At 41.5% G+C, this 13865-nt stretch carries 11 protein-coding genes; 2 read left to right on the top strand and 9 right to left on the bottom strand.

The window, feature by feature from the left end; all coding sequences use genetic code 11:
- Nucleotides 1-625 precede the first annotated feature (625 nt).
- On the top strand, nt 626-841 hold the full coding sequence (locus HGR01_RS09915) for a DUF2945 domain-containing protein (RefSeq protein WP_045873000.1): 216 nt from the start codon (nt 626-628) through the stop codon (nt 839-841).
- Nucleotides 842-1052: 211 nt separating this feature from the next.
- Here the strand turns inward: HGR01_RS09915 and HGR01_RS09910 are convergent, their stop codons facing one another.
- The 7 genes from HGR01_RS09910 to HGR01_RS09880 form a co-directional block, all read right to left on the bottom strand.
- Nucleotides 1053-2042, bottom strand: coding sequence for a DnaJ C-terminal domain-containing protein (locus tag HGR01_RS09910; protein WP_045873001.1), 990 nt, complete (start codon nt 2040-2042; stop codon nt 1053-1055).
- Nucleotides 2043-2163: 121 nt separating this feature from the next.
- Complete coding sequence (locus HGR01_RS09905; protein WP_045873002.1) at nt 2164-2673, bottom strand: AAA family ATPase; 510 nt, start codon at nt 2671-2673, stop codon at nt 2164-2166.
- A 147-nt stretch (nt 2674-2820) separates the two neighbouring features.
- Nucleotides 2821-4113: a glucose-1-phosphate adenylyltransferase gene (locus HGR01_RS09900; RefSeq protein WP_045873003.1), complete on the bottom strand. Its 1293-nt coding sequence runs from the start codon at nt 4111-4113 to the stop codon at nt 2821-2823.
- A 439-nt stretch (nt 4114-4552) separates the two neighbouring features.
- The gene (locus HGR01_RS09895; RefSeq protein ID WP_045873004.1) at nt 4553-4852 is read right to left on the bottom strand and encodes a hypothetical protein; all 300 of its coding nucleotides are present in this window, start codon (nt 4850-4852) and stop codon (nt 4553-4555) included.
- A gap of 809 nt (nt 4853-5661) precedes the next feature.
- Nucleotides 5662-6039, bottom strand: coding sequence for a ferredoxin (locus tag HGR01_RS09890; RefSeq protein ID WP_045873006.1), 378 nt, complete (start codon nt 6037-6039; stop codon nt 5662-5664).
- 408 nt (nt 6040-6447) lie between these two features.
- Nucleotides 6448-8214 carry a sensor histidine kinase gene (locus HGR01_RS09885; protein ID WP_081584100.1) on the bottom strand — a complete coding sequence of 589 codons (1767 nt, stop codon included), beginning with the start codon at nt 8212-8214 and terminating at the stop codon, nt 6448-6450.
- Between the two features lie 249 nt (nt 8215-8463).
- Nucleotides 8464-10956, bottom strand: coding sequence for a PAS domain S-box protein (locus tag HGR01_RS09880; RefSeq protein ID WP_045873035.1), 2493 nt, complete (start codon nt 10954-10956; stop codon nt 8464-8466).
- Nucleotides 10957-11439: 483 nt separating this feature from the next.
- Between HGR01_RS09880 and HGR01_RS09875 the strand changes: the two genes are divergently transcribed.
- Nucleotides 11440-12120 (top strand): DNA-3-methyladenine glycosylase family protein, encoded by a 681-nt coding sequence (locus HGR01_RS09875; RefSeq protein WP_045873007.1) that lies wholly within the window; start codon nt 11440-11442, stop codon nt 12118-12120.
- A gap of 17 nt (nt 12121-12137) precedes the next feature.
- Here HGR01_RS09875 and HGR01_RS09870 read toward each other — a convergent pair whose 3' ends face one another.
- Both HGR01_RS09870 and dapF read right to left on the bottom strand, forming a co-directional pair.
- Entirely contained in the window at nt 12138-12932 is a 795-nt protein-coding gene (locus HGR01_RS09870) for a DUF4058 family protein (protein WP_045873008.1), read from the bottom strand.
- Between the two features lie 86 nt (nt 12933-13018).
- Nucleotides 13019-13858: a diaminopimelate epimerase gene (dapF, locus tag HGR01_RS09865; RefSeq protein WP_045873009.1), complete on the bottom strand. Its 840-nt coding sequence runs from the start codon at nt 13856-13858 to the stop codon at nt 13019-13021.
- Between the last annotated feature and the right edge of the window lie 7 nt (nt 13859-13865).

Here is a 13865-nt window from a genome sequence, read left to right as displayed (position 1 = left end):
GAGCAATACTAAGAGGTTATTTATGAAGTAATACAGTTCAGTTAAGCTCATTAGCGATTGATTGTCACTTATTAAAGAAGCCAGATCAATTGGGGGATTCTCCCCCAAACCCCCGATTGGGTGACGGTTGCGTCCTCCAAACCCCCTCCAAAATCAATACTACTCGGTTAACCTTTTCCCCAAAACCAATTTTGGGGAAAAGGTTAAAGGTTAAGGGTTAAAGGTTTTTGCTTTCCCTTTTCCCCTTCCTCTTTTTCCCCTTAACTGACAAGTATTGTCTCCAAAATTATTGTTCTGTTTTTTTGTTGAGTAACTAGTTTTTTTGTTTTGTTATCAATTAATTTTCTGAACTGTATTTATTTATAAAGTAAAAATAAAAGTAGGTGAAATGGCACTTATATAGAGTTGGTACTTGTGAAAGCTCTACAGGCTGATGCAGTTTTCCGTGGTCATTATTACCGAAAAATTGAGTTTCAAAAGGTAAAGCGTTGAAGTGAAAATGACCATGACTATTTATCTTTAAATGCAGCGCCCTACTTAGCTTTGTTTTATGTCTATCGAGTGATTAATTTTTTGTACAAGTTCAACATAATGAGCAGGTATAAAACAGCAGTGAGAATAACCCATGACTGAAGAGTTTAAGAAAGGCGATAAGGTGAAGTGGAATACAGCGCAAGGTGAAACCACTGGTGAAGTGCAAGAAAAGATTACTTCGCCTACTGATATTAAAGGGCATCATGTAGCCGCTTCTCCCGACAATCCAGAATATTTGGTAGAAAGCGACAAAACAGGGAAAAAAGCCGGGCATAAGCCTAATGCATTGGAGAATGTTGAGGAATAACTCCAGAAATCATCTTGAAACCCTGGTAATTTTGCAACTACTTGCAAAATAATGATTTGGGGCAAATCTAATACCACACTGCATCAGTCAAGCAACCATTCTCAATCGCTCAAAGGCTAACGATACAAACTTATTTATTTCATTTGATTGACAACCTAATTATGTTAAAGCCTGCATCAGCAGGCTTTGTTTGTTTACAACTGCAGCAAAGTTATAGCTTGACTTGCTGCAAATGACTGCGGGGGTTGTAGGTGCGTATAGCTCGGATTTTTTCATAATACTCGCGCTCTTGTTGGCTCATATCTTTTGGTGGGACAATCGCCACCTTCACCAACTGATCGCCACGTCCACCCTTGGCTAGGGGCCAACCTTTACCACGCAAACGCAGGGATTGGCCAGAACGTACTCCCGCAGGTAGTTTTACATTCACTGAACCATCGGGTGTGGGAACATCAATAGAAGCTCCTAAGGTAGCTTCATCTGGTGTAATGGGAACTTCACAGATGAGGTTATCGCCTTCAAATTGGAAGAAGGAATGAGGCTGAAGTTCCACTTTTAAGTACAAATCACCCCTTTGTTGAGTCATGGGATTGATTTGACCTTTACCACGCACACGCAAACGCGTACCAGCTTTCGCACCCGCAGGTATACGTACATCTATAGTTTCATTACCTAAGCTAAAGCGCTTTTGAATCCCAGCAAATGCTTCCGCAAAAGTCAGTGTAATTGTGGCTTCGCTATCTTGGCTAGTCCCTGCGCCCATATCTTGGAAGCCAAAATCGTTAAAACCGCCAAAACCGCCTGGTCTTCTGGAAGAAGTGCTAGTGCTATAAGAATAGTTTTGACGGTTACTGCGAGGGCCAGCACCACCAAATAACTCATTGAGGAAGTCATTAAAACTACCGTATTGGCTGAAGTCAAAACCGCCCATATCCACACCAGCACCAGAGGGGAAGCCTTGACCAGCTTGTTTCCAGTATTGACCAAATTGGTCATATTTTTTGCGCTTGTCTGGGTCTGACAAAACTTCGTAGGCTTCGTTCACTTCTTTAAAACTTGCCTCTGCCTGTTTATTGCCTGGGTTAACATCAGGGTGAAACTTGCGGGCTAATTTCCGAAAAGCTTGTTTAATTTCCTCTGGACTGGCAGTCTTACTTACTCCCAAAATTGCGTAATAGTCTTTGAAGTCGGTTGCAGCCATCTACCAGCCTCCTGTAGAAATTTCTGTTATGTTCTATTTCTAAGATGTTAGATATGTTATTTGCCAGGTATAATGCCCAGCAAATAGATTCTGATTTTAAATTAACAAACATCATCAAAAATCAAGTGGGGTTCTCGCTCGTAGGATGAGTGCGATTCCCGTACTCCCGCAATCCTGATAAGCGAATTAGGCTATCGAGTCCATCTTCTACGGTTGGGGGTGCGTCCCGTAATTGACGATGCATTTTGAAAATGACTTCTTCAGGAACCTGGCGATCGCGCTTTTGATTTCGTGCTAAACACAGCCATACTGGAGTATCTGCCCATAACCCAGTAATGTGGCTAAAGCCGAACTCACGCGCTAGGGCAATCACTTCACGGCGATGGCGACGCTGGGCATTAGTAGCATCGTAAATCACTGTTTTCCCTTGGGTTTGAGCCTGGTGTAATAGCCGCCGAATTTCTCGCAAAATCAGCAGCCAATGCCCTTGAATCGCTTCATTCCCAAACAACTGCCCCCGAATGCCATCTGTAGAAATCAGCTGTGTTTGGGGGCATTCTGCGAGCAATCGTTTTACCCAAGTTGACTTACCGCTACCCGGAAGACCAATCAACAACAAGAGTTTTGTCATTAGTCATTAGTCATTTGTCGAAAACAAATAATTACCAACAACAGTACACCTGTGGGGAGGAAATTTACTGCTACAGTTTGTATGTCATTAGTCCTTAATCAATAAATCTTGACTAATGACCAATGACCAATGACCAATGACTAATCACTAAATGATTGTCCCATCGGGAATTACGGCATTTTTCAACACGACGACAATGCCGCTGCGGATATAGAAGCCTTGGCTTTCACGATCTGCTTCTTGGACGTTGTCTTTATTGATAATTTTCACATCACAACCGATGCGAGCGTTTTTATCAATAATTGCCCGGCGGATGATGCTATCTGCACAAATTCCTACAGAAATTTCTTCTGGGACTGTATTGCATTGGCGGCGTTCTATCGCAGATTGGTAATAATCGGCACCCATAATCAGGGATTCTTCGATGACAGTACCAGATTCAACGCGCGATCGCACTCCTAAAACTGAATGTTGAATGCGACAATTTTTCAGAATACAACCTTCACCAATCAAGGATTGGGTAATCTGGCAATCTAACAGCTTAGTGGGAGGCAAGTAACGAGCGCGGGTATAAATTGGCGCTTCTTCATCGTAGAAACTAAAGGGCGGTTGGGGTAGTTGTGTCAGAGCTAAATTGGCATTATAAAAGGCTTCGATGGTTCCGATATCTTCCCAGTAATCATCAAATAAGTAAGCTTGAACGTTGTAATCTTTAGCAGCATCAGGAATAATTTCTTTGCCAAAATCTGTACTTTCTAAAGATTCTTTCAACAATTTGATCAAAACATCTTTTTTAAAGACATAAATTCCCATCGAGGCGATGTAGGGTTGGCGTTGGGCTTCTTCTGGGCTTAATCCCAGGATGGTAGTATCAACGCGCATTTTAGCTAAAGCTTCGCCCTTGGGTTTTTCGCTAAAGTCAACCACTCTACCGGATTGATCGATTTTCATTAAGCCGAAATCCGAAGCGCGGCGATCGTCGATAGGTATAACTGAGAGAGTAATATCGGCACCCGTTTCTCTATGGCGTTCGACAAATTCACGGTAATCCATGCGGTACAAGTGATCGCCAGAAAGAATTAGATATTCTTCTGCATCCCATTCTTCCAACAACCAGATGTACTGACGCACAGCATCAGCCGTACCTTGGAACCAGTTGGGGTTTTCTGGGGTTTGCTGTGCTGCTAATACTTCCACAAAGCCTTCACTGAAGCCACTAAAATTGTAAGCACGAGCAATGTGGCGATTCAGAGAAGCTGAGTTGAATTGTGTCAGGACGTAGATTTTAAATATTTCGGAATTTATGCAGTTGCTGACAGGGATATCGATTAAGCGGTACTTTCCTGCCACTGGTACGGCTGGTTTAGCACGTAGTTTCGTTAACGGGTAAAGGCGAGTACCTGCACCACCACCGAGAATGATTGCTATAACTTTTTTCACAAAATGTCTCCCGACTGCCTTTCAACTCTCACCTTAAGTTTAGGACTGTCTGCCACCATAGGTAAGGGGGGATCAAAGATTATAGTTAGTGAATTTTACAGAATGCTGCCGGTGATATATGTCGCTACCAATAAATAGCACATCAAAAGCTATGTATTGATTAACACCTGGGAAAAAGATGCGATCGCCAATCAAGTTTGACAACTCGGCAATCTCTCTATATTAACAACTTAGCTTTTTTTAACAAAACCCACTTTCTCAGGCAGTAAGCCTTACTATGCTCAAGGTTTTACAAAGAACAAAGTAGCTACTTATAGTTTTCAGAAAAATTGTCAAATTCTGTTCACAATATTTTTGCTTAGTCTTTGCCAACTCTTAATATGCAGTGTTTAACTGTATAGAAACATAGCTAATAAGAGTGCGATCGCTAAATAGTAAATTAAACACCCAATTTACGGAAATTTAACCTGGTGTTAACTAAATGCAATTTCTGCGATAACTTGAGATATTGTACCCAAGGTTGTGCAGATAGCTGGTCAATTGCATTGGCGGAAAGGGTGGCTGTAAAAGTATCTTTTTCTGGAGTTACGTCAGCCACATTAAGATTTTCTAAGACAGCAGTTGCGTCAGCATCTAAAATAGGTTCGGTATGGATAAATACTGTCAAACTTGGTGTTTCTGGGTCTGATACATCATTAAGGGCTGTGGCTAGGGCAGCGTCTAGCTTCTGATAATTCATAAGCAAATCCTTGGTAATTCAGACAGGAAATTTTAATTTCACCCATCCTATTACCAACCTACCAAATTTATCGGTTTTCATTACCTACCCTTATACAGACGTAATATACTCTTGCCTACGTCTAATTACAGATTTTAATTGTCAGGGCTATTGCTGGCGTTCATCGGCTGCTTTCAACCCCTGCTCAAATTCGTCAGCTTCATAGATTTCTCAACTCACACCGCTACTAATAAACCTTTCTTCTGGATCGTTACTGTGACCCAATTCTCACTCATCAATTAGTTCTTTAAGGCTACTAACCATTGTCATCTTTCCTGTAGATTTTTGAGTCAAGGTCATACCAATTCAAATAATGTTTGCGACACATCAAGATATGCTAGAGGGCACGGCGTGCCGTGCCTCTACAATCTGTTGCATTCTTTTTTCAAATTGGTATTACTCAACAAAAAAACCGAACAATAATTTTGGAGGGGGTTTGGGGGATTCTCCCCCAATTCTTCTGGCTTCTTTAATAAGTGATACCAAATCAAAAAATGTTCGTGACGCATCAATATATTCCAGAGGGCACGCCGTGCCCCTACAATCTGTCGCATTCTTTTTTCAAATTAGTATCAGTTCTGCATTTATTTCATTTTGATCGCAATCATTTAAATATTGAAATTCTCAATAGTTAATATACCTATTGATACTTGTTATTTTAATTCTTTATTATGCACTTTTTTCTATCAATATACTTCAAGCGCCCAGACTTTGTGAGCCTGAGCGCTTGAATATTAGGTTGCAGATTCAACTTCTGCGAGTTATTGAAATTAAGCAGGCATCATTTGCATCATTCTGCAAGATTCTGCACACTTGCGGCAAGCAGCAGCACATTCCATCATTTTAGGATTGTCGCTCATTTGTTCGCAAGCCATTGCACAGCGATCGCACATTTCTGCACATAACATACAAGTGCGTCCCATAAATTCGGAACCGCCCATCATCATGTTCATGCACATCATGCACATTTCAGCGCAGTCGCGCATCATGCCCATCATGCTCATCATGTTCATGTCCATTTGCTTACCGCCTTTGAACATAGACATACAATGAGTCATGGCTTCCATGCACATTTTATGACATTCCATACAAGCATCCATGCAAGTTTGCATTTCGGTTGTCATGGATTCAGCCATCATCATCATCATAGGAAATACCTCCTAACTTTTTGATGCATTGTGAGTAGTCCTACTAAGGACTACCTATCACATTAGACTCATATTTTTGAGGAGTCAATAGGGTTTTTACGGGCTGATTTATAAGTTTACTATCCCGATGTGATTACCGTTAATTTGATTTAATTTCCCCTAAGTTACTGATATTTATATGGGTGAGTTGCTGATAATTATTGTCTATAAAGGGGTGTAAACTCCACTTAATTAGGGGAGTTATATGACATAAATAAAGTTGTTCATTTCTGAGCAACAATTATAGTAACTTTAGCTACAAAAAAATGTCATACTTTTTTAACAATTTAGGCATGAAGGATGAGGAGAATAAGGATAAATGACAATTACCAATTACCAATTACCAAACACCTCTCAGTTATTTGATGACTACTGTATTGGCAATGTAAACCAGAAGGTTGCACCTTTATCTAAAGCGCTATTTAAGCCGATTTCGCCACTATGAGCTAGGATAATTTGCTTACAGAGATATAATCCCAATCCCAAACTGACAGAGTTACGAGAGGTATTACCCCGATAGTAAAGGTCAAACAAGCGATCGCTTTGTTGCTGGCTGATGCCGACACCGTTATCGCTGACTGTACAATAAATCTTGTCTTCTTTAATGGTGGCGTTAATTCTCAACTCTAACCCAGGGGGGTTGTGTTTCACTGCATTGACAATCAAGTTACAAAACACACGCCACAGTTGTGTCGGATCGGCGTTAATTAATGGTAAATCTGCGGTGACTGAATTTTTCAGTGTCGCTTGGTTTTCTGCTAGCATCGGTTCTAAATCCGCGATCGCAGCTTCGATAACTGTGTGTAGTTGTACTGACTGGCGTTGTATAGCTATCCCCTGTACTTCACTGCTATGGGCTTCCAGTAAAGAATTAATTAAGCTGAGTTGGCGATCGCTACTTTGTACCATCCGTTCTAAAATCGAACGGGAAATAGTAACTTTGCTGTCTGGGTTTGCCAGTAAATTCTTCAGTACCATTAAAGTACCTAGTACTGGGTTGCGTAAGTCGTGAGAAACTGCATGGAAAAAGACTCGCAAGGCTTCTTCAGCTTGTTTGCGCTTGGTGATGTCTTCAATTAGTCCTTCGTAGTAAAGCAGCTTTCCCTGTTCGTCGCGAACTGCGTAAGCTTTTTCGGAAATCCAAACAATACTCCCGTCTCGGCGGTAAATTTGGGATTCAAATTCTGAGATGCTACCATTCTCTTCAATCAGGCGGACAAAATCAGCTCGACGGTTGGGGTTAACATATAGTTGATGCTCAATATCAGTGAAGTTAGCTGTTACTTCCTCTGGCGATGAGTAACCGTAAATCTTAGCTAAGGCAGGATTAGCTGTAATGTACTTACCATCGGGACTACTTTGGAAAATCCCTTCCACAGCGTTTTCAAAGATACTGCGATATTTTGCTTCTGCAACCTTCAGCTTTTGATAAGCCGATTCTAATTCTTGATGAGCATAAAAATCTGAGCGTTGTAGGCGATCGTAAAGATAAACACCCAAATCGCAGATTGCACATAGCCAAAAAACGTACAAGATAAACGTGACATTATAAATTTCTGGATGTTCTGGTATTGGGGTTGGTAGTCCTAAGATTGTATTGACACCAAAATAGTAAATCAGCAAACCCACCTGAGACATCAAATGCAAACGCCAGGAAACGGGAATAAATGTAGCTTGGCTTAAAAACAGCAGTGACCAACCCAGGGTATCAGGGAATGCAAAGCCTTTGATGGTAGCAAATAACTGTGATGCGAGGCTAATTGACCAAGAAGACCCTACAAACAATAGTCCCGGATAACGCTGACCAAACTGAGTTCTGTGCAGGCTAAAGCAAATAATGAGAATTACCAGCATAGCAAGATTGATCAACAATCCTTGGGTTCTGAACGCCTCTGGTAATTGGTCAAATTCCTTTAAAGGAAAATATAAGTCATAAATATTACGCAAAGTAAAGGTAAGTAAGCAAATTAGCCCGAGTAATAGCCATAATTGCAACCTTTGCCATAAAAAGCGCTGTCTAGCAGTTAACCATTCAGATTCTTGAATTTTAGTTTTAGCAACAGCAACTTTTTCATTAGTTGATGTACAAAAGGCTGTTTTAGCCCACCTTTTCATTGTTTTTAATAAGGTAGCCATTCGCTTATTACCCACTTTACCCATAAGTCGCAGGTGTTTCCTATTTCCAGACTGCCACAATACCCTGATATTTGGGCGTGGATTTATCAATAGCGTTGGTTAAAGAGGTAAGCTATTACGCATTGAAGAGGTGGAGGTTGGGTAAAGGTTAAAGGGAAAAGGGTAAGGGACAAAAACCTTTCCCCTTTACCCCGCTTGCGTTACCTTGGCTTACTACTAGGTGCGTATCAGCTTCATATCAATTACGAATTACGAATTACGAATTACCGGTGATGGAGTGGCTAAGGGTAATGAAAACCAAAAAGTTAAACCATGCTTGCGACTACTAATCACACCTATTTCGCCACCATGTGCTTGAATAATTTGCCGACTGAGGTACATTTTTAAAGCTAGGCTGGTGGAACAACAAGCTTGGGGTTCGCGAACAGATAAATCGAATAAGCGATCGCACTCTAATTTGCTCATAACGATACCATTATCGTGAATTTCGGTGCGAATCATGCCAGGTTCAATTTTGGTTTTAATGGTAAAACGTAATCCTGGGGGATTATTTTGCAATCTGTGGGTAAATAAATTAGCCACGACTTTTTGCAACTGAGTGGGATCTGCCATCACCAATGGTAAATCGTCAGGCAGTAAGTTATTCAGTATGGCTTGGTTTTGGTTGAGCATCGGCTGCAAGTCTTTAATAATCGACTCCAGCAGCGTACTAAAATGTACCAATTCCCGGCGCAGGGCCATTTCTTGACCTTCACAGCTATGAATTTCTAGCAATGAGTCAATCATTCCTAATTGGCGATCATTACCTTGAATCATTCGCTCAATTACCGAACGCGGGACAGGAATTTCCGATGGGGTGGCTTCCTGATTTTGTCCGCGATTTTTGAGTAAATTTTTCAGCACCAATAAATTACCCATCACTGCAGTTCGCAAATCGTGAGCAACGGTATGCAATACTACATCTTTTACCCGTTGCAGTCCTTCTAGTTCCTGCATTTTCTGCTGGAGTTGGGCGGTGCGTTCTTCTACCTGGTGTTCTAAATTAGTATTGAGTATTGCTAGTTCTTGGTAAAGTCGAGCTTGTTGAATAGCGATCGCTAACTGCTCGGACATTTGTTGGAGTAAATCAATTTCTATAGCTTGCCAATGACGCGGCCCAGAACATTGGTTAGCAACTAATGCCCCCAATAATTCATTATTGACCATAATTGGTACAGCCAAGGTCGCCCTGGTATGGAATTGTTGATAGTGTTCCTTTAATTTGGGCGATGCAGCTATTTGATCGATATCTTCTACTAAACGCACCCGATTAGTAGTCAGGAGATTTTTTAATTCTTGGAGATAAGTTTTATCTTCAGTTGTCCAACCCAAAATGGCGGGATATTTGGGGTCTACTGATTCCGCAACCGTTTTACCTCCTTGTTTGGGATCATTGAGACCAATAAAAACTCGGTCAGCTTGTAAAAATTGCCTAACTTCCGTCACCGTAGTTTGCAGAATTTGCTCTAAGTTAAGGGAAGAGCGAATTCTCGCTAAAGTTTCCGTCAATAAGCGATCGCGCTGGGCGGAAAGGCGCAATTTAGCTTCTACCTGCTTACGTTCAGTAATGTCATGATTGACTGCTAAGATGCAGGGAGTGCCATCTAATTCAATAATTTCTGCCGATAGCAGTGATGTGAGAATCTGTCCTGATTTAGCGCGAAATTCTATTTCTAAGTTCCGTACCATACCCAGGTCTCGCAAGTGTTGTAATAATTTCATGCGATCGCGGTTATTGACCCACATATTTAATTCAAAAGATGTGCGCCCAATCGCTTCTTCTCGCTCAAAACCCGAAAGCCTGACAAAACTGTCGTTAACTTCGATGTAGCGTCCTTCTTGCAGGGTGCTGAGACTGATGGGATTGGGACTGCAACGAAAAGCTTTAGAATACTTTTGTGCCAGACTTTGCAAATTTGCTTCTGCTTGTTTACGCTCCGTAATATCTCGGACAATTGCTAATACTTCATCCGTATCGCTAGCTACCAAACGGGCCTCATAATCGCGAATTCCTAAAGGCGTTGGTAATTGATATTCACAGGTTTGCAAATGATGAGAATCCAAAGTTTTAGCGATCGCTTCTTGGCCAATTGCAACTACATCTGTTGGCAATATATCTGCCAAATTTTTACCAACTATCTCTTCTCTGGGCAAAACTATATTTGCACCATCGCCTTTTAAATCCAAATACTCACCATCACGGCTGAGGCGAAACATCAAATCGGGAACCACATCTAAAATCGCCTTATAGCGCCTCTCGCTGGTTCGCAATTGCTCTTCTGCTTGCTTGCGGTCTGTAATATCCATTACCAAACCCTCCCACAGCCAATCACCATTATCTTGTAGTTCTAGCTGAGAAGCGCCCTGAATCCACTTGATTTTGCCACTCGGTGTAATGATGCGGCCTTCCCAACGCCAAGGTGACAAAGTAGCTTTTGCAACCTCAATAGATTCTGCGAGGCTGTTCGCATCCTGTGGATGAACTAGTTTGTGTAGTACCTGCAAATCTGCTTGAATAACTTCTGGTTCTAATTCATATAGTTCACGACAACCAGAACTTACATACATCACCTGTTCAGAACCATCCTCATGTTGCAGGACTTGGAAAATCATTCCCGGTAAATTAGCAGCAATTTTCTCCAACAAAGTTAGAGTCCTATGTGGAAAATCTGGTTTATGCAGTAATTTTACAGTTTCATCCACTTTTTGTGCCTTTGTACAGCCAGGAACTAATGTAATTGAGGCAATTGTTGCCACCTTGACAATTTTGATGTGGGTAACATCATTGCTGTCAGCAGCAAAACTACTCCTTATTTCAGGGTAATTCTGCTTGATGCGATCGCATTCCCCCAATCGGGTGAACAGATCCTAAATTAGTGCTGAATAGTATCCACAGTAAGTACTACTGATCATTAAAGTCTGAACGCAATATCTAGCAATGCCACCTACCAAAATTCTTAGTATTCAATTAATTCATTGCTGTTCTTGGCAATCGTTATTACGATGTGTATTACTTCTTAGCACGCTTAAATAAAAGTATACGCTTCATTAATAAAGAGTTTTTATAATTCTAATTATTTACATAATATTGTATATCTTTAATATTTTTTAATTTCAACAACGGTCTAAACATCTGCACAATTTTATTGAGCAAACCTAATTTTAAATTCCCAATTTAATTAAACAATGACTTTAAAAGAAACGATTTCTCCAACACCACAAATAGAATCACTAACTCCAGAAACTTTTACCCATGCTTTGAGGGTGCTTGCTCATCTTGACAGTGATTTTGCTAGCATTCTCGAAAAATTTGGGCCGCCACCAATGTGGGAAAGAGAAAGGGGTTTTCCTACTTTGCTGCGGATTATTCTAGAACAGCAAGTTTCCTTAGCAGCAGCCAGGGCGGTTTATGTACGCCTATGTGAAGCGATCCAACCACTCACACCAGAGAATTTTTTAACGCTTGACGATATGCAATTAAGAGGAGTTGGGTTTAGTCGGCAAAAAATGCTCTATTGTCGAGAATTGGCGCAGGCAATTACTCATGGTCAACTGAATTTAGTTCAACTAGAGACAATGGATGAAACGACTATTAGAACTGAATTAAAGCGTATCAAAGGGATTGGCGACTGGACAGTTGATATTTACTTGCTGATGGCGCTACAACGTCCTGATGTGTTTCCCAAAGGTGATTTAGGAATAGCGATCGCTTTACAAAAGCTCAAAGGATTAACAACACGCCCCACACCCACACAAATAGAAGCGATCGCCCAAAATTGGCGGCCTTGGCGTGCAGTTGCTACCAGAATCCTCTGGCACTATTATCTCAGTGCCCTAACAGCAAATTCCAAATTAAAAAACTTTTAATCCTCTGAGCTTGTGCGTCAACTTAATTGCCTTAAACCTTGCTCTTTCAACCAAGAATCAAGCCAAACTGCATCTTCTGCCGATAATGGTGGCACAGGCTCACGAGTATAATCTATAGCCAAATCCAATCCAGCCCGGTCATACACCCCATGTAACAATGTTTGCAAATCTAATAATGGTTCTGTATCTTCCTTTCGCAGTGGTAACAGCAAGGATGGAATTGGTTCTGGCAAATTAAACGGATATAACTCAGCTTTGGGGCGAGAGTTGCTGCGACTCACTAAAATTCGATAACTGGACTGAATCTCATTCCCTAAAATAGGCATAGGTTTTCCGCCCCTTAGCAGATCAATTTCCACCAGATGAGACAAACTACCTAATATCTGTTGACGCTTCCCTTCATAAGCACTCCGTCCCTCTCCTGAACGCTTATTTTTGGGTGAGAGAACCTCAATTACTGTGACAACTTCCCCTGTCCCTACTTCCCTCACCTCTAAATATCCTTCTCGCACTTCCTCCGGCATGGGAACATTAACTGTAATCGGCTTAACGGCTGGCGTTACAACCGCCATGCTAGATGGTTCTGCTTCAGTTTTTGTGAGCGATCGCCCTACACTTACATCAGGGATACCAACTAGAACAAAGTTTTCATCGGTTACTTGATATACTCGTTTTTCTACTGCTACCCGATATTTTGGTCGTAGTTGAGGAACTAATAACTCTGCAATAGCTGTGATGATCCAATGATGGAATTCTGGCCACAGTTCAGGATTTTCAAGGTAGGGATTCATCCCCGGAAATGGCGATCGCATAAGGGTAGGATGTGATTCTCGTTGCTCATATCCTACCAAATTCAGTTTTTGGGTATGGCAGGCCAAATACCTGCCTATGGAAGAGATTATAACTTTCCAGTAAAAACTCGTTCTGCTGGGCCAGTCATATAAATTCGTTGATCAATTTCTGACCATTCAATTTGTAAGGGGCCACCAGGTAGTTCTACAGTGGCAATGCGATCGCATTTTCCGGTTAACACACCAGCTACTAAGGAAGCACAAGCACCAGTACCGCAAGCTAAGGTAATACCAGCACCTCGTTCCCAAACTCGCATTTTCAAGTAATCACGACTGACAACTTGAATAAATTCGGTATTTGTGCGTTGGGGAAAAACTGGGTGATGTTCAAACTGCGGGCCAATGCTTTCTAAAGGAATTGCGGCTACATCTTCCACAAAGGTAATACAGTGAGGATTGCCCATACTCACACAGGTAACTTCCCAAGTTTTACCTGCCACTTCTATCGGTTGATTAATTACCTTGGTATCTGCAGCAGTCAAGGTAGTGGGAATTTCGCTAGCCAGTAGTTTGGGTAAACCCATATCCACCTTCACTTGACCATCCGCCATCAGTTGCGGTGTAATGACACCAGCCAAAGTTTGGATGCGATATAAGTCTTGAGTTCTCGCTTCGCCCTCTAAATCAGCCAAAAACACACCTAAACAGCGAATACCATTACCGCACATTTCCGGTTCTGAACCATCGGAATTAAAAATCCGCATAGTGTAATCAGTACCGTTTTCTCCTGGCAAAGCAAAAATTACACCATCCGCACCGATACCAAAGTGGCGATCGCACAACTTGATTGCTTGCTCTGGAGTGATTACTGGCTCAGATGAAGAGCGATTATCAATGAGAATAAAGTCATTCCCCAAACCGTGATACTTAGTAAATTCGATTGCCATTTACCCA

Origin of the sequence: Tolypothrix sp. PCC 7712, assembly GCF_025860405.1 — a bacterium.
In the GTDB taxonomy this organism is placed as follows: domain Bacteria; phylum Cyanobacteriota; class Cyanobacteriia; order Cyanobacteriales; family Nostocaceae; genus Aulosira; species Aulosira diplosiphon.
Note: the sequence above shows the minus strand (reverse complement) of the source record. Positions and strands in the feature narration are given on the sequence as shown.

Bases quoted from the DNA above. Each gene is read 5' to 3' on its own strand.
- HGR01_RS09885 (WP_081584100.1), bottom strand. From the start codon at position 8,214: ATGGCTACCTTATTAAAAACAATGAAAAGGTGGGCTAAAACAGCCTTT.
- HGR01_RS09895 (WP_045873004.1), bottom strand. From the start codon at position 4,852: ATGAATTATCAGAAGCTAGACGCTGCCCTAGCCACAGCCCTTAATGAT.
- HGR01_RS09875 (WP_045873007.1), top strand. From the start codon at position 11,440: ATGACTTTAAAAGAAACGATTTCTCCAACACCACAAATAGAATCACTA.
- dapF (WP_045873009.1), bottom strand. From the start codon at position 13,858: ATGGCAATCGAATTTACTAAGTATCACGGTTTGGGGAATGACTTTATT.
- HGR01_RS09890 (WP_045873006.1), bottom strand. From the start codon at position 6,039: ATGATGATGATGATGGCTGAATCCATGACAACCGAAATGCAAACTTGC.
- HGR01_RS09910 (WP_045873001.1), bottom strand. From the start codon at position 2,042: ATGGCTGCAACCGACTTCAAAGACTATTACGCAATTTTGGGAGTAAGT.
- HGR01_RS09870 (WP_045873008.1), bottom strand. From the start codon at position 12,932: ATGCGATCGCCATTTCCGGGGATGAATCCCTACCTTGAAAATCCTGAA.
- HGR01_RS09915 (WP_045873000.1), top strand. From the start codon at position 626: ATGACTGAAGAGTTTAAGAAAGGCGATAAGGTGAAGTGGAATACAGCG.
- HGR01_RS09905 (WP_045873002.1), bottom strand. From the start codon at position 2,673: ATGACAAAACTCTTGTTGTTGATTGGTCTTCCGGGTAGCGGTAAGTCA.